The organism is Rhizobium sp. CB3090, assembly GCF_029714285.1.
GTDB lineage: Bacteria > Pseudomonadota > Alphaproteobacteria > Rhizobiales > Rhizobiaceae > Rhizobium.
Genome location: NZ_CP121662.1, coordinates 3,817,465 through 3,841,041 on the forward strand (window position 1 = coordinate 3,817,465; position 23,577 = coordinate 3,841,041).

Below are 23,577 nucleotides of genomic sequence, written 5' to 3' on the forward strand. Positions count from 1 at the left end.
CTTGCTATGAGCCAATCAGGCTGCCGCTTTCTGATTGGCTGCGGTCATAGCCAGCTTCGAGAGGACCTTGTCGGTATTTCCCTCTTCCTGCAGCGTCTGGTCGAGCAGCTTGACCACCTGTTGTTGGCCGAGCGTGTTCGCCCAGGTGCGCAGCGTGCCGTAGCGGGCGATCTCATAATGCTCGACGGCCTGCGCAGCGGAAATCAGCCCGGCATCGAGAGCAGGCGTTCCCTTGAATTCATCGATGATCTCCTCGCCTTCGGCGATGATCCCTTGGATGGCTTCACAGGTCTTGCCTTGCGCGCGTTTGCCAATCAGTTCGAACACTTGCTGCAGACGTTCAACATGCCCCTCGGTTTCCTGCAGATGCTTTTCGAAGCCGGCTTTGAGATCCGGCGATTGCGCCGCACGTGCCATCTTGGGCAGCGCCCGAACGATTTGCCGTTCGGCATAGTAGATGTCCTTCAGCGTATCGTAGAACAGGTCTTCCAACGTCTTGTCCTTGGGCATTGTTTCTCTCCGTGTTTTTAGAGCCTGATTTTTCTGAGATGCCGCCTGACGGCGACCCCTACAGAAGCCAGCGCAATCCTAATTGTTCCCGATGCTGACAAAATTCGGAGCGGCCATGTGCGATAAAGCGTGGGCACTGGCCGCGCGAGCAGAGAGAAGGGTAGGAACGATGAAGAAGCCGGGATCGATGAAAGGGTTGGAGGAGCTCGGCCGTGTCAGGTTGTCGAAAAATTTCTTCTTCCGTGATTTCCTGCATTCGGAGATCGCCGACTTCCATCGCATTCCGAATATCCCCGACGATCCCGATCTGGCGATCGAGTCCGGCAGCCGGCTTTGCCAAGAGCTACTGGAACCTCTGGAGGCGACCTTCGGCCGGCTGCATATCCGCTCCGGTTACCGCGCGCCTGCCGTCAACGCTTTCGGTAACAGGAACGGCTTGAATTGCTCGACCAATGCGCACACCGCCGCGCATCACATATGGGATATGCGCGATCTCGATGGCTGCATGGGCGCGGCAGTCTGCATCGTCGTGCCATGGCTGATCGACAATTGCCGCGAGGAGGGCGATTGGCAGAAGCTTGCCTGGTGGATCCACGATCATCTGCCCTACGCATCGCTCTGCTTCTTCCCGAAATTATGGGCTTTCAACATCCAGTGGCACGAGCGGCCGCAACGGACGATCCAGAGTTTTGCCCAGCCTCGTGGCATGCTGACCAAGCGCGACATGGCAAATTGGCAGGGCGATCATTCGCCCCTCTACGAAGGTTTTCCGAGACTCAAAAACTGATGCGGTAGCGGATGTGCCCGTCGCTCTCGACATAGCTGTCATAGAGCTTGCGGGCAGTGGCGTTGCTCTCTTCCGTATGCCAATAGAGCCGAGCCCAGCCGTTCTTTTTGCAGAGTGCGACGAGGTCGTCCAGCAGCGCCCGGCCGACACCGCGGCCACGCGCACTTTCGTCGACGAAGAGGTCTTCCAGATAACAATCCGGTGCGCGGACCCAGGTGCCTTCATGGGTCAGGCAGAGCGTGAACCCCTTGACCTCTCCATCGACTTCGGCGACGCGCATGAAGATAGCGGACGCCGGATCAAAGACGCGGCGCCATGTCTTGTCGGTGATATCGGGCGCGATGCCGACGCCATAGAAGGCGAGATAGTCGGCCCAGAGCTTGCGCCAGCGGGTTTCGTCTTCGGGCTTGGCATCGCGGATTACGACAGTCATCGGTTCAATCCTGCTTATTTTATTCGCCGGCTTTGTCGAGCAAGCTCATGGCTTCGTCGGAAAGCGAAAGCTTCGCCGAATTGATCAACGCATCGAGCTGGCTGAGGCTGGTGGCGCTGGCGATCGGCGCAGTGACGCCGCGTTTGCGCAGCAGCCAGGCAAGCGCGACGTCGGCCGGCGTCGACTTGGTCTCCGCGGCAACCGTATCGAGGGCGGCGAGAATTCGGAAGCCCTTGTCGTTGAGGTAAGTAGCGACACGGTTTTCGCGCGCCCGGCCTTCGGTATCGGCCTTGCTGCGGTATTTGCCGGTGAGGAAGCCGGCCGCAAGGCTGAAATAGGTGATGACGCCAATCTCCTCTTTCACGCAGAGGTCCGCGAGCGGACCTTCGAAGCCGTCGCGGGCATAGAGATTATATTCCGGCTGCAGCACATCGTAACGCGGCAGGCCGGACTTGGCAGCGGCATCGAAGGAGGCCTGCAACTGCTCGGCATTGAGGTTGGAGCAGCCGGCATGGCGGATCTTGCCCTGCTCCTTCAGCTTGGCATAGGCGCTGAGCGTCTCTTCATACGGGGTTTCCGGATCAGGCCAGTGCGAGAGATAGAGATCGATATAGTCGGTCTGCAGCCGCTTCAGCGAATCCTCGACCGCCTGCAGGATGTAGTTCGCCTTCAGTCCCTTCTTGCCGGGACCCATTTCCGAGCCGACCTTGGTAATGATGATCGCCTTGTCACGGGCAACGCGGCCCTGTTTCAGCCACTTGCCGATGATCTCCTCTGAATCGCCGCCCTTATTGCCGGGAACCCAGCTTGAATAGACGTCGGCGGTATCGATCGCGTTGAAGCCGGCGTCGAAGAAGGCGTCGAGCAGAGTGTAGGAAGTCTTCTCATCTGCTGTCCAGCCGAAAACATTGCCGCCGAAGACGATCGGTGCGGTGAAAAGATCGGGTCGTCCAAGCTTGCGCATTTCCATGATGGCTCTCCAAATTATTTGAGCAAAACCGGCGCTGAAAAGGCCGGAACGGGAGGGGACGTTGGTGCAAGTTATCGTCCTACCATTGGAAATGCTACTAACGATTATTTTATTCAGCGGCCGATCGTCGGTAGTGGCTGGGCGGCAGCTCATTATATTTCGACCAGACGCGCCGCATATGCCGCGGCGAGGCGAAACCGGATTTTTCCGCCACGCGCTCCATATCCAGTCGCGAATTGGCAAGCACATCGCGGGCGAGCGTCACGCGCATCAGATTGACATAGGCGGTTACCGACAAGCCGGCATGCTCCTGAAACAGCCGGGAAATATGCCGCGTGCTCATCGCGCCGATGCCGGCAAGCTCCGCGAGCGACCAGCCGTGGGCGGGATCGGCCATGATCGCATCCTGGACGCGGTGAATGGCGGGATGCACATGATTGCGGCCGCTGAGCCAGGGTGAAAGCTGCGGATCGGCGCCGGTGCGGCGCATGTAGACGACCATGTGGCGCGCGATCGTCAGCGCTGTCACGGGAGAAGTGAGCTTGGAGACGATGTGCAGCATCAGGTCCGTGCCGGTGGAGATGCCTGCGCTGGAATAGCGCTCACGGTCCTCGACATAGAGCCGGTTGTCGAGTACCCGCGCAGTCGGTGCGTGGTGCTGGACCTCATCGAGACAGGCGGCATGCGTCGTGCAGGCATAGCCTTCGAGCAGCCCGGCGCGGGCGGCAAGCACAGCGCCGGAGCAGATGGTGATGAGGGTGACGCCCGGCCGGATCGCCGTCTTGAGCCAGGTGGCGAGCAGCCTGTTCTCCTCCTCGATGTCGCCGGCATCGGGCGGCGGCGTGACGCTGCCGGAGACGACGACCAGGGCGCCTTCGGGAATAAAGTCAGGCAAGGGCAGGAGATCGGCCACCGTCAGGCCGATCGAGGTCGTCTGCGTCGGCCGGGCGGCAATGAAACGGTAATCGAACAGGATATCCTCCTGTTCGATATTGGCGCGGCGCAGAACCTCCACCGGCCCGGCCACATCCATCAGCAGCGTATAGGGCGGCAGGAGGACATAGACGGGAATGGTCCGGAGGTGTCGGCCGGTTTGGTTCATGCAGCACTCCTGATCGTCACGGATGCAAGCGCATCTTCCACCGTGGCGATGCGGGCGAAACGGCCTGATAGCACCAGCTCGGTACGCTTCTTGATATCGTCGGCGCTGAAAACCGTACCTGACGCATGCGTCATCGGGAAAGTTAGCGTTGCCTCGGTGACGTAATCGACATCGTAGCCGAGGTCGGAGGCATGGCGCGTCGTCGTTTCGCAGCATTGCTCGGTACGGATGCCGGAAACGATCAGCTTGCGGATGCCGTTTTCCACCAGCCAGACGTCAAGACCGGACCCTACGAGCGCGGAATGGCGGGATTTGTGGAACACGGCATCAGCCTCCAGCGTGATCTCGTCGAGCTTGCGGACATATCCGCTCGCGAGGCTGAAATGCTCGTCGCCGTCGACATGAAAAATCTGGATCACTGGAATGCCGCGGGCCTTGGCGCCATCGATCAAAGCCTGCAGCCGGTCCACGAACTCCGGCAGCTCGTCCGCTTGCCAGTAGGGGCGCTGGCGAAAGGATTCCTGAACGTCGATAACCAGCAAAGCAGTGTCGACATGGGACATTTTCGTATCTCCTGTGATTGAAGGATAACCGAAGCTAGATCCATAATACCAGCGGCAAAAGCCACAAGCCGGACAAAATGAGGACAAATCCAGCCATAGATATCCTTCCCACGATGGCGAGTTTCTGGCTTGGGGTTGCGCGATGGCATTGCGCCTTGGGTAAGGGCCGAATAAAGTTGCCTCCGGTTTCATCGCGAGCGAGATGATCCATTATTTCGTCCCACCTATCACTTTCATAAGGTCCTATCCGAAAGCCGCTCCGCGCTCTCCGCCTTGCGGTTGTTTGCTTGGGAATCTTGCTCCAGGAGGAAAAGTCATGCTGCGTTTCGGAATCTTATCGACGGCCAAGATCGGCCGCGAACTGGTCGTGCCGGCTATTCAGGATGCTGAAAATTGTGTGGTGACGGCGATCGCCAGCCGCGATCTGGCGCGCGCCCGCGACATGGCCGATCGCTTCTCCGTGCCGCATGCTTTCGGCTCCTACGAGGAGATGCTCGCTTCGGACAAGATCGATGCCGTCTATATTCCGCTGCCGACCTCGCAGCACGTCCAATGGACGATCAAGGCCGCCGATGCCGGCAAGCATGTGCTCTGCGAAAAGCCAATTGCCCTGAAGGCCGATGAGATCGACAGCCTGATCGCTGCCCGCGACCGCAACAAGGTGCTGGTGACGGAAGCCTATATGGTTACCTACACGCCGGTCTGGCAGAAAGTCCGCTCGCTGCTGGCAGCCGGCGCCATCGGCCGGTTGCGCCATGTTCAGGGCGCCTTCACCTATTTTAACCGCGATGCCGGCAACATGCGCAACATCCCGGAACTCGGCGGCGGCGGCCTGCCCGATATCGGCGTCTATCCGACGATCAGCACCCGCTTCGTCACCGGTCGCGAACCCCTGCGTATCCAGGCGGTCACCGAGCGCGACCCTGAATTCGGCACGGACATCTATTCCAGCGTCAAGGCTGATTTCGGCGATTTCGAACTGACCTTCTATATCGCAACGCAGATGGCCGCCCGCCAGGTCATGGTCTTTCACGGCACGGACGGTTTCATCGAGGTGAAATCCCCCTTCAATGCCGATCGCTATGGCGCTGAAGAGCTGGAACTGACCAATCGCGGCCACTCGGAATCGCAGATATTCCGTTTCCCTGACAGCCGTCAGTACAAACGCGAGGCGGAAGCTTTCGCCTCGGCGGCATTGGGCAAAGGCACGGAAGTCGTGACGCTCGAAAGTTCGAAGCTCAATCAGAAGGTCATCGACGCCATCTATCGCGCCAGCGAGAAGGACGGCTGGGAGCCTGTCTGAGCCGGCCTACAGCATGATCCCAAAAAGTGTGCAGCGGTTTTTGGATAAGATCATGCAAAATCAAAGAGCTAGAGCGTGACGACGATTCGGAGAAGAGTCGTCACGCTCTAGGGATTTTGCCGGTGGCGGAAGACGAAGCGCGAATAGCCGAAGAAGCTGAACGTAGTCGCTGCCGCCGATGCCAGGATCAGCGCTAGGATCGGTTGAAGGGTCGGCATGGAGACAAGCAGCGAGCTGAACAGGGCATAGTTCAGCAGCGCCGAAGTCAGGCCGACCGAACCATAGCGAAAACCTTCGGCGGCCAGCGAGCGATTGGAACGGCCGAAGGTAAAATTACGGTTGAGAAACCAGGTGGCGAGCAGCGCGCTCGGTATGGAAAGGGCCCGACCGACGAATGGGCCGAAGGGCGTGAACCAGAGCAGCAAGTGCAGCACGCCCGCATCGACCACGAAGCCTATGCCGCCGGCGATCAGGAAGCGCAGAAGCTTCTTCATGCAGCCTTGGCCTTTTTCCTCCGGCTCGCCGGCTTTTCGTGCTCGGTGATATAGACCGTTCGCTCATCCCCAATCTGCCGGGATGCCGGTTTGGCCAAGCTCATATAGTGGATGCGAAGCTGTTCGGCGCGGGCTCGTGCGACAGAATCGAGGATCAGCCCGGCCGTGAACAGCATGAAGGAAATCATCATCAGCGCCATGGACAGCACCCAGGTGGGCATGCGGGCGACCAGGCCGGTTTCGAAATATTCGAAAAAGACCGGGATCATGAAGCCGATACTCGTCTCCATGAAAATGGCTCCCAAAATGCCGAAGAACGCGAAGGGCCGCGTTTCCTTCATCAGCATCGCGAACATCCAGAGAATCTTCCAGCCGTCGCGGAAAGTCGAAAGCTTGGAATGCGAACCCTCCGGCCGCCGGCCGTAATCGAGTTCCAATTCGCTGACGGGCAGCTTCAGCCGCGAGGCATGCACCGACATTTCCGTCTCGATCTCGAAACCGCCGGATACGGCCGGAAAGCTTTTAACGAAGCGCCGGGAGAAAGCGCGATAGCCGGAGAAAATATCGGTGAAGTCGGTGCCGAAGATCGTACGGTAAAGCCAGTTGAAGATCCGATTGCCGAAGGCATGACCCTGCCGGCCGGCATCGTCATGCACGCCGCGGCGGGTGCCCACCACCATATCGGAACCTTCGGTCAGAAGCGTGCGGATCAGTTCCTCCGCATCCTCGGGCGTATAGGTGCCGTCGCCGTCGGCCATGATGTAGATGTCTGCGTCGATATCGGCAAACATGCGGCGCACCACATGCCCCTTGCCCTGGCGGCGCTCGCGCACGACGGTCGCGCCCGCAAGCATGGCCTGCAGCGCCGTCCCGTCGGTGGAGTTGTTGTCGTAGACGTAGATACCGGCCTTCGGCAGCGCCTCGCGAAAGCCGCGCACGACCTGGCCGATGGTTGCGGCCTCGTTGTAGCAGGGCAGGAGAACGGCGATGTTCAGGTTCTCACTCCACATGGTTTCTGGCCAATTCTTACGCATGACGTTCACTTGAGGCCTCAACGGATAATTTGGATGAGAACTTATCCCGCTGCGCGTTAATAAGACCCTATGGCTGCGGGTGAAAAATGGCAGGTTGCGATCTCCGCGGGAACATTATCGTGATATCGGCTGCGGCGTGGCCTTGCTTTACGCTTTCTTGATCGCCAGCCATTAGCGTGACGCCCTTGCATGTCCTTCAAACACGGGGTTTCATCGAAATGGTGCAGGCGGTGGGAATATCGCGCGGATCGGCATTGGCAGCCACGCAGACAGCGCCTTCGCACTGGTCGCGGCTGTGGCTCGTCGCGCTGATCTACAGCGTCGTCATCATCGCCGCCCTGTTGATCCTCAATCGTCACGCCATGGACTATGTCGGCCCCGACAATGACGACATGATGCGTCTCGTCGAAGTGCGCGATTTTCTTGGAGGCCAAGGCTGGTTCGACATGGTGCAATACCGCCTCGGCCTCAATGGCGGCACGCTGATGCACTGGTCGCGCTTCATCGACTTGCCGATCGCCTCACTGATTGCATTCTTTCGGTTGTTTCTGGCGCCGGAGAGCGCGGAAGCGGCGGCGCTTACCGTTTGGCCTCTCATGCTCGTGCTGCCGCTGATGTTCTCCATGGGCCTTGCCGGACGCCGCATCGCCGGCACGGAAGGCATGCATTTCTCGCTCGGCCTGACGGCGCTCTTCATTTTGGTGTCGAGCCGTTTCAAGCCGGGTTCCATCGATCATGATAATGTGCAGCTCGGGCTTGTCGCGCTCACCGTCGCCATGTTGGCCGACGAGAGCTACAGGCCGCGCAATTTCGTCATTGCGGCCATTGCCCTTGCCATTGCCCTTGGCATCGGAGCGGAGACGACGCCGTTCGTCGCCGTCGCCTGCATGGCGGTCGCTGGGCTTTGGGCTTGGGATGGCGAGGTTTTCGCGCCTGCTGCCCGCGCTTTCGCCCTGACGCTGACGATCGCCGTTAGTGCCGCATTCTTCGCGCTGGTCCCGCCGCATCTCTATTCCGCCGTCACCTGCGACAATCTCTCGCTGGGCTTCTATAGCATCACCAGCATCGGCGGCGCCGGCCTGTTGCTGTCGGCGCTGTTCGCCAGCCGTCTGCCGCGCCCATGGCGTCTGGCGGTGCTGGTGGCCAATGGCGCCGTCGTCTTCGCCACGACACTGGCGATCGCGCCGCAATGCCTGCGCAATCCGCTTGCCGATCTCGACCCGTTGCTGGTGCAACTGTGGTTGAACAGCGTCTCCGAAGCGCAGTCGATCCTCGCTTTGTCCCACCATCAGCCGGAAACGCTTGGTGCCTTCTATGCCACCGGCTTCATGGCGATCGTCATTTGCATCTTCCGCATGATGCGCGGCGAGCGCGCCCGGTTGCATTTCGTTCTTCTGGCTCTGGTGGGCGTCAATTGGATCATCGCGCTGGTACAGGTGCGCGGCGCCGAGTTTTCCAATCTGCTCGCCATTCCGCCGCTCGCCCTGCTGCTGGCCGAACTTCGCCGCATCTCCGCCGCTGATACGGAGGATGTGGGCGCAGCCTTCTTCTACGTCGCCGCGACGCTGCTCTCGGCGCCCGCCGTCTGGGCTGTCGGCGGCGCGCTTGCCAACAACGGCGTCGCGAACAGTTTCTCAGCTCCGGTCGCCAAGGCGGAAGAGACGGGGCAATGCATCTCAAAGGACGCACTGGCACCGCTCGCCGGTCTTACTCCCGGCGTCGTTTCCGCACCGTCGAACATGGGTTCGCCCATCCTGCGCTTCACGCCGCATCGCGTGCTCTCCGGTCCCTATCATCGTGATCAGGGTGGTATGCTGACCGAGTTGCACATCGGCCTTGCAGAACCGAAAGAGGCGGAAGCCTTCCTGCGTGGCGCCCATGTCACGTTGCTTGCCTTTTGCGCCAGCGATCCGCAGGTGGAGGAGGTTTCCAAGCTGAAGCCGGATGGGCTTTATGCTCAACTCAGCCAGGGGCACGTGCCCGCCTATCTTCAGCCGATCCCAACGGCAGCGAAGTCGGACGTGCAGTTCTTCCGGTTTATGCCGGCGGATTGACGGTGCGTGTGTCTGATTAACGGATCCTATGGAAGAACAGTCGTCAGCAAGTGAATCGTCGAGCCTCTTTCGCGAGGTGAGTGGGCGCTTCTTTCGTTCGGTCCTTATCGAACGCCTCGATCATATCCTCGATCCTCCGCATGAGGCGAGCGCTGGCCGCTATCACCGGCTCGGGCAGCCCGCCCTCTACATGAGCGCTTCGCCGGAATGGGCGATCATGGCGATTTCAGGCTATATGCGCGAAGACGGTCGGCGACGTGTTGTTGTGCCGCTGTTGGTCCGCAACGCATTGGTGCTCGATCAGCATGACCAGCAGGCCTGTGAACGGCTCGGCATCGATCGGAATGCCTCGAATCTACCGTGGCGCCCTGCATTGGCGGCCGGCGAGGAGCCACCCTCATGGCGCACGGCCGATGCTGCCAGAGCAGCCGGTGCCGATGGCATTATCGATCGATCAAGATTGATCCCTGGTGGCTGGCATCTCAATCTGTTTCGCTGGAACGCGCTCGGCGGCCCGTCCGTCGTGGTGAACGGTGATCCGGTTGGGCGTTGTCAGAAGATGGCCCGAAGTGGGGCTTGTAACCAAAGCTTTGTGCCACGGACTGTCAGGCCCGGCGCTGCTCCAGCACGTCGAGCGTGACGAGATAACCGATGAAGCCGAGGTTGTATCCGCCGAGCGCTATGAACAATGTCGTCAGAGGCGGCGGAACCGCGGAGGCGGCAACGGCTGCCATGAAGGCAATGCTGACCAGGGCTGCACCCAGAATCGAGCCGATCGCCGAACGCTGCAGGCCGGCCGCAATTCCGATGATCATGGCGGTTACGAATATCATCGCTCCACCTCCTCTTTACCAAAAACAAGTTTGCACAGAATTGCATGCAGATGGCTAAGAAAGGCTTTGTGGATAGGGTTAACGCATGATGAAGCTCATTGTGCCGTGCGTCCTATTGAACGCGCAAAGGGCGCAGCAGCATTTTAAATCTGCGCATAATCCTTTCCTCAAATCGATTCCGACTTAAGGATTATGCGGCTCCGCATTTGCGGCGACTTCGGATAAAAAGACCGTATGAGCAGCTTCTTTGAGAGTGATTCGCCGACGAATCTCGCCGAATATTCCGTCTCGGAATTATCCGGATCGATCAAGCGTACCGTCGAGAGCGCCTTCGATCAGGTACGGGTGCGCGGCGAAATTTCCGGTTACCGCGGGCCGCACTCCTCCGGTCACGCCTATTTTTCACTGAAGGATGATCGGGCCCGCATCGACGCGGTGATCTGGAAAGGCACATTCTCCAAGCTGAGATTCCGCCCCGAAGAGGGAATGGAAGTCATCGCCACGGGCAAGGTGACGACCTTCCCCGGCTCCTCGAAATACCAGATCGTCATCGAAACGCTGGAGCCGGCGGGCGCCGGCGCGCTGATGGCTCTGTTGGAGGAACGCAAGCGCAAGCTCGGCGCCGAGGGTCTGTTCGACGCCGATCGCAAACGCCGGCTTCCCTTTTTGCCCAAGGTCATCGGTGTCGTCACCTCGCCGACCGGCGCGGTCATCCGCGATATCCTGCACCGCATCTCCGATCGGTTTCCTGTGCATGTCCTGGTGTGGCCGGTGAAGGTGCAGGGTGACGGCTCGGGCGATGAGGTGGCGAATGCCATCCGCGGCTTCAACGAGTTTGCGCCCGGAGGCCCCGTTCCCCGTCCTGACGTGCTGATCGTCGCCCGTGGCGGCGGCAGCCTGGAGGATCTCTGGAGCTTCAACGACGAAGCGGTCGTTCGTGCCGCCGCGGCGAGCGAGATTCCCTTGATCTCCGCCGTCGGTCACGAGACCGACTGGACGTTGATCGACTATGCCGCCGATATTCGTGCCCCGACGCCGACCGGAGCCGCGGAAATGGCCGTGCCGGTCAAGGCTGAACTCGAGGCGCAGCTCGCAAGTCTGGCCGCCCGTCTGCAGGGGTGTGTCGGCCGGCAAATGGATCAACGCCGACAGGCGGTGCGCGCGCTGCTTCGGGCGCTGCCCTCGCTCGATCAGCTCCTGGCCCTGCCGCGCCGCCGCTTCGATGAGGCCGCCGCAGGTTTGGGTCGCGGGCTGGAGCTGAATACGCTCAACAAGCGCCGCGCCTTCGAACGCACCGCCTCGCATCTGCGGCCCGACGTGCTGTCGAACCGTATTGTCGAGCGCCGGCAGATGTTGGGCGAGCGGATGAGCCGCACTGAGCGCACCGTCGAGCGGATGATCGATCGCGCCCGCGCCCGTATCGGCCGGGCCGACGCCGTTTTCGCCACGCTGCCGTCGCGGCTGGCGGCGCAGACCGGTCGCGCCCGCGATCTACTAGGCAATCTTTCTCGCCACGCTGACACCGCGATACGCCATCAGCTCGTGCGGGCGCGTGGTGAGTTGATTGCTCAGGAGCGAATCCTGCAATCGCTGTCCTACAAAAACGTCTTGAAGCGCGGCTACGCCGTCGTGCGTGACGAAGCCGACCGCCCGGTTTCGCTGGCAGCAGCGCTCGCCGCAGGCGCTGCGATTTCGATCGAATTTGCCGATGGCCGCGTTGGTGCCGTTACCGGAGACAGCCCTGCCGCCGCTTTGCCGACCGTGCCGCCGGCAGACCCGCCGCCACAGAAGAAGCGGACGGCGAAACCGGCCGATGCCGCCGATCCGCCGAAGCAGGGAAGCCTGTTCTGATGCGCATCCTCCTCGTGCTCGCCCATCCGCTGGAGGATAGCTTTGCCGCTGCGGTGACGAAAACGGCAAAGGAGACGCTTGTCGCCGGCGGGCATCAGGTGGATGTACTCGATCTCTACCGTGAGGACTTCGACCCGCGCCTATCCGAAGCCGAACGGCGCGGCTATTTCGATCAGCCCTACGATACATCCGCCGTCGGGACTATCGTCGCCCGGCTGCGGGCAGCCGACGGGCTGATGCTGGTCTTTCCGCAATGGTGGTTCAATTTTCCGGCCATCCTCAAGGGCTTCTTCGATCGGGTCTTCGCTCCCGGCATCGCTTTTCGCCATGATCCAACCGGCGGCCGCATCGTGCCGCAGTTGAGCAATATCCGCCTGTTCTGGGCTCTGACGACGACCGGTTCTCCGTGGTGGGTCGTGCATCTCTATATGGGCAATCCGGTGCGTCGGCTCTTGAAACGCGGCATCGCCGCCTTCTGCGCAAAACGGCTCGATTTCCGCATGTTGACCCTGCATGACATGGATCGGATCGGCGAAGACAAGCGTCTTGCACATCTCGCCCGCGTCAAGAATGCGCTGGCCGCGCTGCCGCTTTGACCTAACTAATCCCCGAGTACCCAATCCGCAATCAATTCGGCTGATATGCGGTTTTGGCGGCGGTATGTTATTATAACGCCATGTTTTTTCGAGGAGGGCCATACGATGAGATTGGCCTCTTACAACGTCGAAAACCTCTTCGATCGCGCCAAGGCGATGAATCTCGATAGCTGGGAGGAAGGTCGTCCGATCCTGGAAAAGTTCGCCGCTCTTGAAGGCCTGCTCGGCCAGGCGAGCTACAGCGACGCCGATCGGCGAAGGATGACGGACCTGATCGTCGCACTTGGGCTGGAGAGAAGCGATACCGGTCCTTTTGTCGTTCTGCGGCGCAATCGCGGTGCACTGTTGACGCGACCGAAGACCGGCGGTGTCGTCGTTACTGCCGATGGCCGCGCCGACTGGGTCGGCTCGCTGGAGTTGCGCGAAGAGCCGGTGGACGAAGAGGCGATGCGCAACACGGCCCGCGTCATGAACGATGTCAATGCCGATGTGCTGGGCATTATCGAAGTCGAAAGCCGGCCGGCGCTGTCCTCTTTCAATTCTTTGATCGTGCCGGCGGTCGGCGGCGATCCTTTCGCACATGTCATGGTGATCGACGGCAATGACGAGCGCGGTATCGATGTCGGTCTTATGACGCGGAAAGATTTCCCGATCGGTTTCATGCGCAGCCATGTCGATGATCGCATGCCGGATGGTTCGCTGATCTTTTCACGGGATTGCGCCGAATACCGGGTGACGACGCCCGCCGGCACGACGCTCGTCGTTCTGGTCAATCATTTCAAAAGCAAAGGTTACGGTGGCGTACAAGCGTCCGATGCCCGGCGCAGGATTCAGGCGAAGCGGGCACGGGAAATTTACGAGGCGCTGCTGACTGAAGGTGTCGACTACATTGCCTTGATCGGCGACCTCAACGACTATCCCGACAGCCAGCCGCTGAAGCCGCTGACCACCAGCACTCTGAAGGATGCCTTTACCCATCCCGACTTCGATGATGGCGGCTATCCCGGCACCTATGGCCTCTGCAACACCACCGGCAAGATCGACTATCTCTTTCTGTCGCCGATGCTCTTCGACAGGGTTCAAGGGGGCGGCGTTTTCCGCAGGGGCCTCTGGCCGGGTTCACGCCCTAGGCGCTGGGACGTCTATCCGGAGCTGACGGCGGAGAAGCAGGGCGCATCGGACCACGCCGCAATATGGGTGGATCTGGATATTTGAAGATACCCCCGATCTATCGAAACGAAGATATCTATAACCCTAAGCCCACTCGCCCCCGCGCATGACCGGCGTGCGCGAGCCGTCGAGCTTGATGCCATCGATATCGACTTTGTCGGAGCCGATCATCCAGTCGATGTGAATGAGGCTCGAATTGCCGCCCTGGGCCTTGATCTGTTCCTGGCTCAACGTCGCGCCATCAATGAAGCATTTGGAATAGCATTGGCCGAGCGCGATGTGGCAGGACGCGTTTTCGTCGAACAGCGTGTTGTAGAACAGGATGCCGCTGGCCGAGATCGGCGAGGAATGCGGCACCAGCGCCACTTCGCCGAGGCGCCGCGCGCCTTCGTCGGTATCCAGCACCTTGTTCAGCACTTCCTCGCCGCGCGACGCTTTCGCCTCGACGATGCGGCCGCCTTCGAAACGAACCCGGATATTGTCGATCAGCGTGCCCTGATGCGAGAGCGGCTTGGTCGAGGAGACATGGCCTTCGACACGCAGCGCATGCGGCGTGGTGAACACCTCCTCGGTCGGGATGTTCGGGTTGCAGGTGACCCCGTTCTTGGCGACCGAGGCGCCGCCATGCCATTCGTGGCCGTCGGCAAGGCCGATCTTCACATCGGTACCCGGACCTTGGAAGTGCAAGGCGGCAAAGCGCTGACCGTTCATCCAGGCCGAACGCTTGTGCAGATTGGCATTGTGCTCGGCCCAGGCGCCGATCGGATCCGGCACGTCGACGCGCGAGGCGGCGAAGATCGCCTTGGCAAGTTTGGCGACGGCGATCGCTTCCGGATCGTCCGGGAAGACCAGCTTCGCCCAGGAGGGATTGGGATAAGAGACGATATTCCAGTTGATATCGAAATTGGAGATCTTTTCCAGAGCCGGCTTGTAGGCAGCGGAGTTGGCGCGGTTGGCGCGCGCGACCTTGGCCGGGTCCTGGCCGGAGAGCAGCATCGGATTGTCGCCGGAGATGGCGAGCCGCGCGGCATTGTTGGCATAGGCCTTGGCCATGCCTTCGTAGAGCCAGTTCGCGGCACGGTCGAAACTGTCGTCATGACCGTATTCGTAGCGGGCAAGCGTGGTTTCTTCGTCGGAGTAGAACGTGCTGACGAGACCGGCGCCGGCTTTGTAGGCCTCGCGGGTGATCAACCGTACCAGCGGCATCGAAACGACCGGGGCGGTGATGACCAGATCCTGGCCCTTCTGCAGTTGCAGCCCGACCTTCACGGCCACTTCGGCAAGCTTCTCCAGCTTGGCGGGATCGACGGGATGATGGTTGGGAGAGGCAAACGTCATGGCAAAACCTGCGTGTTGAGGATCGGAACAACGGTCCCAGACTTAGACCCGTTTGCGCCGGAAATGAAGGCTGTTTTGATTTTTAGCCACCATCAAGCAATCAGCGGCGCGGCCTTCGCCTTCAAAACCTTAAGCGCATCCTGCGGGTTAAGGCGCACTTGCAGGCCGCGTTGACCACCGTTGATATAGACATAGGCTTCCGTCGTCGCCTGCGCCTCGATCGCCGCCGGCACTGTCTTCTTCTGGCCGAAAGGGCTGATGCCGCCGACATGATACCCCGTCAGCCGCTCGGCATCCGCGGGCTTCATCATAGCCGCCGACTTGCCGCCGAACGCGGCGGCGAGCTTCTTCATGCTGACGTCATGGTCTGATGGAACGACTACGCAAACCGGCTTGCCGTCCACCTCAGCCATTAGTGTCTTCAAGACCCGGTGCGGCTCCTCGCCCAACGCTTCCGCCGCCTGCATGCCGACACGCTCGGCATTCGGATCGTAGTCATAGGCATGGACGGTGAAGGCAATCTTGGCCTGGGTCAGCATCTGCGTGGCACGGGTGGTTTTGGACATGGCGCAGCCCTTATGCATCCACCTCGAACGCACCCGCATAGATCTCCGGCTTGAAGCCGATCAGCAATTTGCCGTCTGCTTCCAGCACGGGGCGCTTGATCATCGAAGGTTGGGCCAACATCAAAGTGATGGCTTTGTCTTTGGTGAGATCGGTACGGTCTTCTTCGGGGAGCGCCTTGAAAGTGGTGCCGGCGCGGTTGAGTACGGTTTCCCAGCCGGCTTGCGTGGTCCAGCGCTCCAGATGGTCGCGGTCGATGCCGACGGCCTTGTAATCGTGGAAATCATAGGCGATGCCGTGGCTTTCCAGCCAGGTTCGCGCCTTCTTCATCGTGTCGCAATTCTTGATGCCGTAAATGGTGATCGTCATGCCGAATCCGTTCCTTGCTGTGCGCCATCGCATAACACGCAAGGGGAGATGAGCGAAAGCCGCGGGAGGGGCACGACGGTTCGGGCGGCTGTCAGGGTGCCTCAGTCTTCCAGCGTTCCCGGCTTGCGGGCAGCCGCGCTCGGTCTGTCGCAACCGATTTTCATCATGTCGCCGCGGCGGCGCACGAGCCGGTCGGAAACGCGGGTAACGATGAGGCCGGCTTGCGGGGCGCGGACATCGATGGTTCCATCCGGCATGCCGGGCGCGGTAATGATCGTCGCCAGCAACTCCCCTTCGGTGACATGTTCACCGATATTGCGATGGAAGAGCACGGTGCCAGCCTGCGGTGCACGGATCATCTCGACATTGTCGAGCGGCACGGCAGGCCCCGTAAAGCCGGACAGGCTCACACAATCGTCACGCACTGCGCCACGGGCAGCGAGGAAGCGCCAGAGCCCTTCGGCATCCCTCTTCGCCATCTCCGGATAGACATCGCGCGTGCCGCGCAGTTCGACGGTAACCGACAGTTTACCCGGCAAATGCGCCTTCTTCTCGCCAGGCACTTCATATTTCCAGGCGAAGCTGACGGCTTCCTCGAAGGCAGAGCTTTCACCATCCGATAGCAGCACGGCGTCCATGTCGAGCGCCGCCGCCAGATCGGCGGCCTCCGGCCAGAAGGCTTCGTCGATATAGGCATATTGCAGGGATTCATCATCGCAATGCAGGTCGATCACCAGATCGGCCCCGAGCGCCATGTGGATGAGCTGCCGCTTCAGCCGGTCCGCGGCCGGATAGCGCTCCAGATTCTCGATCAGCAGATGTCGGTCGCGCGCCGAGATCAGCGGAAAGTCGCGGTTGAAATTGGTGCGTGTGCCCAGATCGAAGCGGCCCTGCATTTCGCCGAAATGCGACTGTGCCGCGCCGATCGGATTGGCGTGCGGCACGATGATGATATCGCTCAGAAGCGCGCCTTCAGTCTCCGCCTGCCTGAGCCGCTCACAGAGGAAATGCGCCAGCGCCGTGCCCGGCAGCTCGCCGGCATGCAGCGCCGCCTGGATATAGATCTTCGGCGCATCCGGCTTGCTGCCGGTAAAATGCAACACGGGCAACCGCCACGCGATCCCAGGCGTATCGCCGTCGATAGTGATGTGCGTGACGTCCATGTGCTTCTCTCCTGCTTGCCATGCCTGATACCAAGTCGTGGCCGCCGCGCGCAATATTTATGGGAAGGCGGCGCGCGGATGGATCAGAACTTGTTTCACCGCCTTCCGAAAGGCAAGGGCTCCGGTTGCAGGACGAGCGGGGCTTCGCCGTGCTCGGCCAGAGGGAAGCATCTTTGCCACGAACCAAGGGCAAGGTGACGACTGCGCCACCTTGCTTTTGGTTCATCACATCGTCAAAACCACGCTTGCCGTCGTTCGCCCCGCCTCCAGGTCGGCATGTGCCCTGGCCGCATCCTTCAGCGCATATTCCGCACCGATCGGATTGATCAGGCCGGCCTGTAATTCCGCCATCAGTGCCTCCGCACCCTTCCGGTAGAGATCGGGATCGTTGGCATAGGTCAGCACACTCGGGCGAGCGAGACCGATGGCGCGGGGCGCGGTCAGTTCCTCGATCCGGATCGGAGGAATGGGGCCGGCGGCCTGGCCGAGGCTCGCGACCATGCCAAAGGGGCGGACAGTGGCGAGTGTCTGCGACAACATCGCGCCGCCGATGCCGTCGATAGCGAAATGCACGCCGCGGCGGTCGGCGATGCGGCGCGTCTCTTCCACCCAATCCTCGGAAGTATGCAGAAGAACGGCATCGGCGCCGGCTTCATAGCCAAATTCGGCCTTGGCTTCGGAACCGACCGTGGCGATGACATTGGCGCCGAGCCGCTTAGCCCAGCGCGTCACGATCTGCCCGACACCGCCGGCTGCCGCATGCACCAGAACCCATTCGCCGGGTTGCAGCGGGTGGACCTTATGGAGCAGCATATGGGCGGTGAGCCCGCGCAACATCGTACTGCCGGCGAGCTGTTCGCTGACATCGTCGGGCAGCCGCACCAGCCGCGAGGCCGGTAGAGTCCGCACTTCGGCATAACTGCCGAGCGGATGACCGGCGTAGGCGACGCGATCGCCCACCGACAGAGCCTCGACGCCGGGGCCGATTGCCTCCACGATGCCGGCACCCTCAAATCCGAGAACGGTCTGGCCGGGCGGCAGGGGATAGAGCCCGGAACGAAAATAGATATCGACGAAATTGACGCCGGAAATACTTTGGCGGATGCGGGCCTGGCCGGGTCCCGGCTCGGCGATGGCAAGATCGACGAGCTGCATTGTTTCGGGGCTGCCGGGGCCGGTTATGGCGATGGCTAGGGGCATTGATGGTCTCCTTTCAGACGCATTTCTTGACCACAAAGGCGCGTCTGAATAAATTCGGTATGAACTCACTGCATCTGTGCAATAATGCACAGATGATCGATTGGCAGGACCTTCTTCACTTCGCCTCTCTGGCGCGCACCGGCTCGCTCTCGGCGGCCGCGCGCGAGCTTGGCGTCGACCATGCCACGGTCGGTCGGCGGATCGCCGCGCTCGAACGCACGCTTGACCTGCGGCTCATCGACCGCAGGCCACGCACCTCGCCGCTGACGGCCGACGGTCGGGCGATTGCCGAGCTGGTGGCGGGTATCGAGGACAATGTCGAGGCGATCAGGCGTTATTCGAAAAGTGCAGGTGCGGGGCTTTCCGCCGCCGTCACGATCAGCGCGCCGCCTTCTATCGCGGCCCACCTCATCGCCCCGAAAGCGGCTGCCTTTCGCGCCGACCATCCCGATATCACGCTGACGATCGCCGGTGTCACCCGCCGCGCAGCCCTTGATCATGGAGAGGCCGATATTGCCGTTCGCATGTCGCGCCCCGAGGAAAGCGATCTTCTCGTGCGGCGCATCGGCGTCATGCGCTTCGGACTCTATGCCATCCCCGACGTCGCGGCGATGCCGGAGGATAGGTGGGTCTTTATCGGCTACGACGCGGCGCTCGATCATCTGACGCAGCAAACCTGGCTGCGCAGCCTGCTAGCGGGCCGTCCCATCGTTTTCCGTGCCGGCGACGTCTTCGGTCAGTTGCAAGCCGCACTCGCCGGTCTTGGCATCGTCGCGCTCCCTGCCTTCCTCGGGGACAGCGAGGCCGCCCTGAGGCGTTTGCCGACGGAGATTCCTTCACCCACGCGCGATCTCTGGCTTGTTACCTATCCCGATCTCCGCCGTTCGCCGGCCATTCGCGCGGTGATGGATTTTGTCAGCGAGACGATCGGCAGAAGTTGTCCGCTGAGGGGGGCTGACGGGGCCGCCTGAACCAACGGTTCGCAACGCTTACTTTCCTGTTGCAGCCTGTCAGTGAAACTCTACACCTAGCCAGATTGGCGATTCCTGTGGTCGGTGATCGATGACGAAACTAAGCGGCTGGCCCGCGGTAAACAAAGCCGATGTGATCGCGGGCATATCGATTGCAGGCCTGATGCTGCCGGAAGCAGTTGCCTATGCGGGCATCGCAGGTTTGCCGCCGCATAGGGCGATCCTCGCCGGCATCGCCGGCTGCCTGGTCTACGCTATTTTCGGGCGCAGCCGCTTTGCCATCGTTTCGCCGACCTCCTCGTCCGCCGCCATTCTTGCCGCGACACTGGCGGTCGTTCCGGGAGATGCTACCGTCAAGGCCGGCCTCGCGACCATCGCCGTCGCGCTCGCCGGCATTCTCTTCGTCATCGCCGCCGCCTTGCGCCTCGGCGGCATCACCGGCTTCATTTCGCGCCCGGTGTTGCGGGGCTTTGCGCTGGGGCTGGCGATTACCATCATCCTGCATCAGTTGCCGATTCTCGTCGGCGTCTCCGTGCAAGGCTCCAATATCTTCAGCTATGCCGGTGCGCTGCTGAGGGCGATCCCGCGATGGAACCTTGCAAGCGTCGCTGTAGGTATCGCGGCATTGACCGCGCTGCTGCTGCTCAAGCGCCTCCCGGGCGTTCCCGGTGCTTTCCTCGTGCTCGCCGCTGGTATCCTCGCCTCTTCCGTCTTTGGCCTTGGCGGCCATGGTGTCGAACTTGTCGGGACGATCGAGGTCCTGCCGCAATGGCCTTCGCTGCCTGACGCCGGTTGGACGGCTTATTCGCGGCTGGTGCAGTTCACCGTGCCGCTGGTGCTCATACTCTTCGCCGAATCCTGGGGAACGATGCGGGCCTTGGCGCTGCGCTATGGCGATCCTCTGGAAGTCAATCGCGAACTGGGTGCGTTGGGCTTTTCCAATATCGCCAGCGCCATCGTCCAGGGCATGCCCGTCGGCGCCGGCTTTTCCGCAGGTTTTGCCAGCGAGGCGGCGGGTGCGAAGACGCGCGCCACCGCTGTTTTTGCTGCTATTGGCCTTGCCATCCTCATCGCCTGCGCCCGGCCGCTGGTGGCGCGGCTGCCGGAGCCGGTGCTAGCCGCCGTGGTGATTGCCGCCCTCACGCATGCGCTCGATCCCGGTCCGATCCTTCGCCTGTGGCGGCTCCATCGCGATTTCTATGTCGCGCTCGGCGCTGCCGCCGGCGTGCTGTTCTTCGGCGTTCTCAACGGCATGCTGCTGGCGATCGCACTCTCGCTCGCTGCGATGATGCGCCGGTTGGCATCTCCCTATGTAGCCCGTCTCGGGCGATTGGGGAGCAGCCATAATTTCGTCGACCTCAGTCGCCATCCGCAGGCGATGGAGACACCCGGCATCGCCATCTGGCGCCCCGGCGAGCCACTGTTTTTCGGCAATGCCGATATGATCCTTGGCGAGATCCTGACGCGCAGCCGCGCGGAAACGGGGCTGAAGGCCGTGGTGCTCAGTCTGGAGGAAAGCTTCGACCTCGACAGTTCCGCACTCGACGCCCTGATGGAATTCGATAGCGCCATGCGCACCGCCGGCATCCGCGTGCAATTCGCGCGTGCCCATGATCAAGCCCGTGACCTCATGGCCGCCGCCGGAATGACCGATCTCGACAAGCGCTGCAGTTTCAGTGTCGACGATGCTGCCATGGCTGTTAGTTCGGTGGCATAAACCGGCAGATGTCAGCCGAATGCGTGAGTAGCTAGTTCAGCGGCCAAAAGCCAAGATGCTTGTGCTCGCCTTCGCCCTGCAAGCTATGGACCAGGACAAAATCTCGAACGGTCCAGGTGACGGGTTTGTCAAGGATAACCTCGGGAATGAAATAGCCCCGATACAGCAACGTCATGTGCGGCTCGAATTTCTCTCTGCCATCACTTGCAAATCCGATGTGCCGCATGGCGTCATCCAGTTCTCGATGCAGCGCCTTCAGCTCCGCATTTCCCTCCTTGCACCACAAGACAAGTGGCCGGTTGTCACCGCTGCCAAAGCTGACGGCTCGATCGAAGACCACCTGGAACGATGTTTTGCTGACGGTCGATGCGGCTTGCATCGCCGCAAACGCAACCTCATGCGGTGGCTCGGGCGCGCCGATATAGGAACCCAACGGGTAGAGCGTGATATGAAACAGATCCGGCCGTCTCGGCTTTGCCGAAAAGCCGTATTGCCGACGGAGATGCCCTGCCAGTTCAGCACTTGAAAAGGCAACGTCCCGATCAGGCAGGATAGCAAAATAAAGCGCATCGGCATGTGTCGGACCGGCTTCGGATTTCCTTGCCCGCGATCCTCCGCCAAGATTGAGCGAAAGCTGTCCGTTGTTCTTCATGAGATCGCTTCAAAGCCAAGTCGCTTTGCCTCGTCCTGTTCTTGCCGACCAACCGCAATCCTACGGTTGCATAGCCTCGAAATCAAGAACAAAAAGAGAACATACTTGAGCGGCGACAATTGGCTGGAAGATCCAGATAAACCATCGCATCGCTAATTTAGGAAAACATCGAATAAAACTGCCCTTCGATTGTTCACCTCAAGTCAGGGTGTTTTGCGCCCGCTCTCAACAAGGGAATGATCTCACATGTTGATAAAAGCCATCTTGTCCGCTGCGTTTTTTACCCTCGTCGGCATCAGTGTTTCGGCTTGCTCCACTACAGGGCAGGGTAATTCCGCCAGCGGCAGCGGCGGTATGACGCATTCCTCTCCGGCCGGCGGCAGTATGTCGGGCGGCGGTATGGGCGGCGGATATTGATAAGCTCCCAAGCTGGATGGGGGAGGCGGTGCGGCTGATGTCATAGCAGCATCGGCACCGCTTCCCTCTACCGGGAAATGTTGGCAAGGATTGTCCTGCGCAAGAATCGGGTTGAATTTGACGGCCCGAGGCACGATTTTCATGGCAAGTGGAAACACGGAGACTCTGCCATGAGTGAGACGATGCACTATCTGATCTTCGAAACCGCAGGCGGTTTCTGTGGGATTGCGTGGAACGATATCGGCATAACGCGCTTCCAACTGCCGACAAAAAGCGCTGAAGCGACCGAGCGGCTTATGCTCCGCCGTCTGCCAAATGCAGGGCCCGGCGCAGCGACGCCCGAAGTGGCCGAGGCGGTTGCCGCCGTGAAGCGCTATTTCGCAGGCGAACAGATCGACTTCTCCGGCGTCAAACTGGATCTCAGCGAACAAGACGATTTTTTCAAACAGATCTACGCGGCCGCGCGGCAGGTCGGTTGGGGGAACACCACCACCTATGGAGCGCTCGCCAAACAGCTCGGCGCCGGTCCGGAAGCTGCGCGCGACGTCGGCCAGGCCATGGCCAAGAACCCCGTAGCGCTGATCATCCCCTGCCACCGCGTCTTGGCCGCCGGTGGCAAGATAGGCGGCTTCTCCGCACCTGGCGGTTCGAGCGCCAAGGCTCGCATGCTGGAGCTGGAAGGCGTCCAGCTCGCGCCGCCGAAGCCCGTGCAGCAATCCTTGGGTTTTTGAACGGAAGCCGAGGATAATCCGCAGGCGAAGGACAGATGCGGATTAGTCCTTGTGATTTATTTCGTCGTGTTCCAGCCGCTGATCGTCGTCGCTATCGCCGCGCCAACCAGTGGTGTTGTCGAGACGACCAGCGCTTCCCGCGCGCCGGTAAGAAAGGCGTTCATCTTCCCACGAGCGATCCAAACAAAGCCACTGCCTTGACCAACTGCCGAGGGGTCTGACTTCCGGCGTTTTGCGGTCATCGCCTCGATTTATGAAACGAACTCCCGATTGCTTGCGTTCATCCTGCGCAAAGGAGGAGACGCCATGGAAGAAATCACAAATACCAGAGTCTTGTTCATCGCCGGCTTCGGCCCGATTGTCCGCGAGGCGGCGGCAAGCCGACAGCTATATGCTCAGACATTCGGTATTCCCTTCAAGGAGGAGAAAGGTGGTTACCTCCACACGGAGGCGCTGAATGGAGCAAAGAGTTTTGCCCTCTGGCCGCTCTCTGAGGCCGCTCAGACCTGTTACGGGAAAGACTCATGGCCCAGCGATGTCCCTGTCCCGCAAGCCTGGATTGAGTTTGACGTTGGCAATGTCGAAAAGGCCACGGCGGAACTTGAATCACGAGGCTATCGAATGCTGGTCAAGAACAAGAGAGAACCGTGGGGTCAGACTGTAAGTCGCTTCATTGGCCCCGAAGGATTGTTGGTCGGGATCACCTTTACCCCATGGATGCGAGAAGAGACGTAAAAAGCCAAGCCGCGTGCGCA

General features: G+C 60.8%; 26 protein-coding genes. 11 read left to right on the forward strand and 15 right to left on the reverse strand.

Annotated elements, in window-relative coordinates; genetic code table 11:
- Positions 1–15 precede the first annotated feature (15 nt).
- Positions 16–510 carry a ferritin-like domain-containing protein gene (locus tag QA646_RS18360; protein WP_283056798.1) on the reverse strand — a complete coding sequence of 165 codons (495 nt, stop codon included), beginning with the start codon at positions 508–510 and terminating at the stop codon, positions 16–18.
- 169 nt (positions 511–679) lie between these two features.
- On the opposite strand from QA646_RS18360, the gene QA646_RS18365 reads away from it, so the two are divergent.
- On the forward strand, positions 680–1,297 hold the full coding sequence (locus tag QA646_RS18365; protein ID WP_283056799.1) for a hypothetical protein: 618 nt from the start codon (positions 680–682) through the stop codon (positions 1,295–1,297).
- Here QA646_RS18365 and QA646_RS18370 read toward each other — a convergent pair.
- The 4 genes from QA646_RS18370 to QA646_RS18385 all read right to left on the reverse strand — a co-directional run bounded on the left by QA646_RS18370 (position 1,287) and on the right by QA646_RS18385 (position 4,365).
- Positions 1,287–1,730 (reverse strand): GNAT family N-acetyltransferase, encoded by a 444-nt coding sequence (locus QA646_RS18370; protein ID WP_283056800.1) that lies wholly within the window; start codon positions 1,728–1,730, stop codon positions 1,287–1,289. The two genes, QA646_RS18365 and QA646_RS18370, sit on opposite strands and share 11 nt — an antisense overlap.
- A 19-nt stretch (positions 1,731–1,749) precedes the next feature.
- A complete protein-coding gene (locus QA646_RS18375; RefSeq protein WP_283056801.1) occupies positions 1,750–2,700 on the reverse strand; it encodes an aldo/keto reductase in 951 nt (316 codons plus the stop codon).
- 109 nt (positions 2,701–2,809) lie between these two features.
- Positions 2,810–3,802 (reverse strand): helix-turn-helix domain-containing protein, encoded by a 993-nt coding sequence (locus QA646_RS18380; RefSeq protein WP_283056802.1) that lies wholly within the window; start codon positions 3,800–3,802, stop codon positions 2,810–2,812.
- Positions 3,799–4,365 (reverse strand): isochorismatase family protein, encoded by a 567-nt coding sequence (locus QA646_RS18385; protein WP_283056803.1) that lies wholly within the window; start codon positions 4,363–4,365, stop codon positions 3,799–3,801. The genes QA646_RS18380 and QA646_RS18385 overlap by 4 nt, the downstream gene beginning before the upstream one ends.
- A gap of 316 nt (positions 4,366–4,681) precedes the next feature.
- On the opposite strand from QA646_RS18385, the gene QA646_RS18390 reads away from it, so the two are divergent.
- Positions 4,682–5,668, forward strand: coding sequence for a Gfo/Idh/MocA family oxidoreductase (locus tag QA646_RS18390; protein ID WP_283056804.1), 987 nt, complete (start codon positions 4,682–4,684; stop codon positions 5,666–5,668).
- 107 nt (positions 5,669–5,775) lie between these two features.
- On the opposite strand, the gene QA646_RS18395 is transcribed toward QA646_RS18390, so the two are convergent.
- Positions 5,776–6,162 carry a GtrA family protein gene (locus tag QA646_RS18395; protein WP_283056805.1) on the reverse strand — a complete coding sequence of 129 codons (387 nt, stop codon included), beginning with the start codon at positions 6,160–6,162 and terminating at the stop codon, positions 5,776–5,778.
- The gene (locus tag QA646_RS18400; protein ID WP_283058914.1) at positions 6,159–7,172 is read right to left on the reverse strand and encodes a glycosyltransferase; all 1,014 of its coding nucleotides are present in this window, start codon (positions 7,170–7,172) and stop codon (positions 6,159–6,161) included. Before QA646_RS18400 ends, QA646_RS18395 begins: the two co-directional genes overlap by 4 nt.
- A gap of 242 nt (positions 7,173–7,414) precedes the next feature.
- Here QA646_RS18400 and QA646_RS18405 point away from each other — a divergent pair, with 242 nt between their 5' ends.
- Both QA646_RS18405 and QA646_RS18410 read left to right on the forward strand, forming a co-directional pair.
- Positions 7,415–9,250 (forward strand): hypothetical protein, encoded by a 1,836-nt coding sequence (locus QA646_RS18405; protein ID WP_283056806.1) that lies wholly within the window; start codon positions 7,415–7,417, stop codon positions 9,248–9,250.
- A 28-nt stretch (positions 9,251–9,278) separates the two neighbouring features.
- Entirely contained in the window at positions 9,279–9,890 is a 612-nt protein-coding gene (locus QA646_RS18410) for an RES domain-containing protein (RefSeq protein WP_283056807.1), read from the forward strand.
- Here QA646_RS18410 and QA646_RS18415 read toward each other — a convergent pair.
- Positions 9,856–10,083: a homogentisate export protein gene (locus QA646_RS18415; protein WP_283056808.1), complete on the reverse strand. Its 228-nt coding sequence runs from the start codon at positions 10,081–10,083 to the stop codon at positions 9,856–9,858. The two genes, QA646_RS18410 and QA646_RS18415, sit on opposite strands and share 35 nt — an antisense overlap.
- A gap of 234 nt (positions 10,084–10,317) precedes the next feature.
- Here QA646_RS18415 and xseA point away from each other — a divergent pair, with 234 nt between their 5' ends.
- The 3 genes from xseA (at position 10,318) to QA646_RS18430 (ending at position 13,745) form a co-directional block, all read left to right on the forward strand.
- A complete protein-coding gene (gene xseA, locus QA646_RS18420; RefSeq protein WP_283056809.1) occupies positions 10,318–11,934 on the forward strand; it encodes an exodeoxyribonuclease VII large subunit in 1,617 nt (538 codons plus the stop codon).
- Entirely contained in the window at positions 11,934–12,530 is a 597-nt protein-coding gene (locus QA646_RS18425) for an NAD(P)H-dependent oxidoreductase (RefSeq protein WP_283056810.1), read from the forward strand. The genes xseA and QA646_RS18425 overlap by 1 nt, the downstream gene beginning before the upstream one ends.
- Positions 12,531–12,635: 105 nt before the next feature.
- The gene (locus QA646_RS18430; protein WP_283056811.1) at positions 12,636–13,745 is read left to right on the forward strand and encodes an endonuclease/exonuclease/phosphatase family protein; all 1,110 of its coding nucleotides are present in this window, start codon (positions 12,636–12,638) and stop codon (positions 13,743–13,745) included.
- Between the two features lie 39 nt (positions 13,746–13,784).
- Here the strand turns inward: QA646_RS18430 and QA646_RS18435 are convergent, their stop codons facing one another.
- From QA646_RS18435 to QA646_RS18455, 5 genes are all read right to left on the reverse strand, one after another.
- Positions 13,785–15,038: an aminopeptidase gene (locus QA646_RS18435; RefSeq protein WP_283056812.1), complete on the reverse strand. Its 1,254-nt coding sequence runs from the start codon at positions 15,036–15,038 to the stop codon at positions 13,785–13,787.
- Positions 15,039–15,130: 92 nt separating this feature from the next.
- Entirely contained in the window at positions 15,131–15,604 is a 474-nt protein-coding gene (gene ybaK, locus QA646_RS18440) for a Cys-tRNA(Pro) deacylase (RefSeq protein WP_283056813.1), read from the reverse strand.
- Between the two features lie 10 nt (positions 15,605–15,614).
- Positions 15,615–15,971, reverse strand: a complete 357-nt coding sequence (locus QA646_RS18445) for an ArsC family reductase (RefSeq protein ID WP_283056814.1) — start codon at positions 15,969–15,971, stop codon at positions 15,615–15,617.
- 101 nt (positions 15,972–16,072) lie between these two features.
- Positions 16,073–17,134 (reverse strand): succinylglutamate desuccinylase/aspartoacylase family protein, encoded by a 1,062-nt coding sequence (locus QA646_RS18450; RefSeq protein ID WP_283056815.1) that lies wholly within the window; start codon positions 17,132–17,134, stop codon positions 16,073–16,075.
- Between the two features lie 225 nt (positions 17,135–17,359).
- A complete protein-coding gene (locus tag QA646_RS18455; protein ID WP_283056816.1) occupies positions 17,360–18,334 on the reverse strand; it encodes a quinone oxidoreductase in 975 nt (324 codons plus the stop codon).
- Between the two features lie 59 nt (positions 18,335–18,393).
- On the opposite strand from QA646_RS18455, the gene QA646_RS18460 reads away from it, so the two are divergent.
- A complete protein-coding gene (locus QA646_RS18460; protein ID WP_283056817.1) occupies positions 18,394–19,305 on the forward strand; it encodes a LysR family transcriptional regulator in 912 nt (303 codons plus the stop codon).
- A 91-nt stretch (positions 19,306–19,396) separates the two neighbouring features.
- Positions 19,397–21,022 carry a SulP family inorganic anion transporter gene (locus QA646_RS18465; protein WP_283056818.1) on the forward strand — a complete coding sequence of 542 codons (1,626 nt, stop codon included), beginning with the start codon at positions 19,397–19,399 and terminating at the stop codon, positions 21,020–21,022.
- Between the two features lie 31 nt (positions 21,023–21,053).
- On the opposite strand, the gene QA646_RS18470 is transcribed toward QA646_RS18465, so the two are convergent.
- Together QA646_RS18470 and QA646_RS18475 are read right to left on the reverse strand one after the other, a co-directional pair.
- A complete protein-coding gene (locus QA646_RS18470; RefSeq protein ID WP_283056819.1) occupies positions 21,054–21,674 on the reverse strand; it encodes a 2'-5' RNA ligase family protein in 621 nt (206 codons plus the stop codon).
- A 242-nt stretch (positions 21,675–21,916) separates the two neighbouring features.
- Positions 21,917–22,249 (reverse strand): hypothetical protein, encoded by a 333-nt coding sequence (locus tag QA646_RS18475; RefSeq protein ID WP_283056820.1) that lies wholly within the window; start codon positions 22,247–22,249, stop codon positions 21,917–21,919.
- Between the two features lie 12 nt (positions 22,250–22,261).
- On the opposite strand from QA646_RS18475, the gene QA646_RS18480 reads away from it, so the two are divergent.
- The gene (locus QA646_RS18480; RefSeq protein WP_283056821.1) at positions 22,262–22,822 is read left to right on the forward strand and encodes a methylated-DNA--[protein]-cysteine S-methyltransferase; all 561 of its coding nucleotides are present in this window, start codon (positions 22,262–22,264) and stop codon (positions 22,820–22,822) included.
- Positions 22,823–23,128: 306 nt separating this feature from the next.
- Positions 23,129–23,557, forward strand: a complete 429-nt coding sequence (locus QA646_RS18485; RefSeq protein WP_283056822.1) for a VOC family protein — start codon at positions 23,129–23,131, stop codon at positions 23,555–23,557.
- Positions 23,558–23,577: the final 20 nt, after the last annotated feature.

Bases quoted from the DNA above. Each gene is read 5' to 3' on its own strand.
- QA646_RS18360 (WP_283056798.1), bottom strand. From the start codon at position 510: ATGCCCAAGGACAAGACGTTGGAAGACCTGTTCTACGATACGCTGAAG.
- QA646_RS18365 (WP_283056799.1), top strand. From the start codon at position 680: ATGAAGAAGCCGGGATCGATGAAAGGGTTGGAGGAGCTCGGCCGTGTC.
- QA646_RS18370 (WP_283056800.1), bottom strand. From the start codon at position 1,730: ATGACTGTCGTAATCCGCGATGCCAAGCCCGAAGACGAAACCCGCTGG.
- QA646_RS18375 (WP_283056801.1), bottom strand. From the start codon at position 2,700: ATGGAAATGCGCAAGCTTGGACGACCCGATCTTTTCACCGCACCGATC.
- QA646_RS18380 (WP_283056802.1), bottom strand. From the start codon at position 3,802: ATGAACCAAACCGGCCGACACCTCCGGACCATTCCCGTCTATGTCCTC.
- QA646_RS18385 (WP_283056803.1), bottom strand. From the start codon at position 4,365: ATGTCCCATGTCGACACTGCTTTGCTGGTTATCGACGTTCAGGAATCC.
- QA646_RS18390 (WP_283056804.1), top strand. From the start codon at position 4,682: ATGCTGCGTTTCGGAATCTTATCGACGGCCAAGATCGGCCGCGAACTG.
- QA646_RS18395 (WP_283056805.1), bottom strand. From the start codon at position 6,162: ATGAAGAAGCTTCTGCGCTTCCTGATCGCCGGCGGCATAGGCTTCGTG.
- QA646_RS18400 (WP_283058914.1), bottom strand. From the start codon at position 7,172: ATGTGGAGTGAGAACCTGAACATCGCCGTTCTCCTGCCCTGCTACAAC.
- QA646_RS18405 (WP_283056806.1), top strand. From the start codon at position 7,415: ATGGTGCAGGCGGTGGGAATATCGCGCGGATCGGCATTGGCAGCCACG.
- QA646_RS18410 (WP_283056807.1), top strand. From the start codon at position 9,279: ATGGAAGAACAGTCGTCAGCAAGTGAATCGTCGAGCCTCTTTCGCGAG.
- QA646_RS18415 (WP_283056808.1), bottom strand. From the start codon at position 10,083: ATGATATTCGTAACCGCCATGATCATCGGAATTGCGGCCGGCCTGCAG.
- xseA (WP_283056809.1), top strand. From the start codon at position 10,318: ATGAGCAGCTTCTTTGAGAGTGATTCGCCGACGAATCTCGCCGAATAT.
- QA646_RS18425 (WP_283056810.1), top strand. From the start codon at position 11,934: ATGCGCATCCTCCTCGTGCTCGCCCATCCGCTGGAGGATAGCTTTGCC.
- QA646_RS18430 (WP_283056811.1), top strand. From the start codon at position 12,636: ATGAGATTGGCCTCTTACAACGTCGAAAACCTCTTCGATCGCGCCAAG.
- QA646_RS18435 (WP_283056812.1), bottom strand. From the start codon at position 15,038: ATGACGTTTGCCTCTCCCAACCATCATCCCGTCGATCCCGCCAAGCTG.
- ybaK (WP_283056813.1), bottom strand. From the start codon at position 15,604: ATGTCCAAAACCACCCGTGCCACGCAGATGCTGACCCAGGCCAAGATT.
- QA646_RS18445 (WP_283056814.1), bottom strand. From the start codon at position 15,971: ATGACGATCACCATTTACGGCATCAAGAATTGCGACACGATGAAGAAG.
- QA646_RS18450 (WP_283056815.1), bottom strand. From the start codon at position 17,134: ATGGACGTCACGCACATCACTATCGACGGCGATACGCCTGGGATCGCG.
- QA646_RS18455 (WP_283056816.1), bottom strand. From the start codon at position 18,334: ATGCCCCTAGCCATCGCCATAACCGGCCCCGGCAGCCCCGAAACAATG.
- QA646_RS18460 (WP_283056817.1), top strand. From the start codon at position 18,394: ATGAACTCACTGCATCTGTGCAATAATGCACAGATGATCGATTGGCAG.
- QA646_RS18465 (WP_283056818.1), top strand. From the start codon at position 19,397: ATGACGAAACTAAGCGGCTGGCCCGCGGTAAACAAAGCCGATGTGATC.
- QA646_RS18470 (WP_283056819.1), bottom strand. From the start codon at position 21,674: ATGAAGAACAACGGACAGCTTTCGCTCAATCTTGGCGGAGGATCGCGG.
- QA646_RS18480 (WP_283056821.1), top strand. From the start codon at position 22,262: ATGAGTGAGACGATGCACTATCTGATCTTCGAAACCGCAGGCGGTTTC.
- QA646_RS18485 (WP_283056822.1), top strand. From the start codon at position 23,129: ATGGAAGAAATCACAAATACCAGAGTCTTGTTCATCGCCGGCTTCGGC.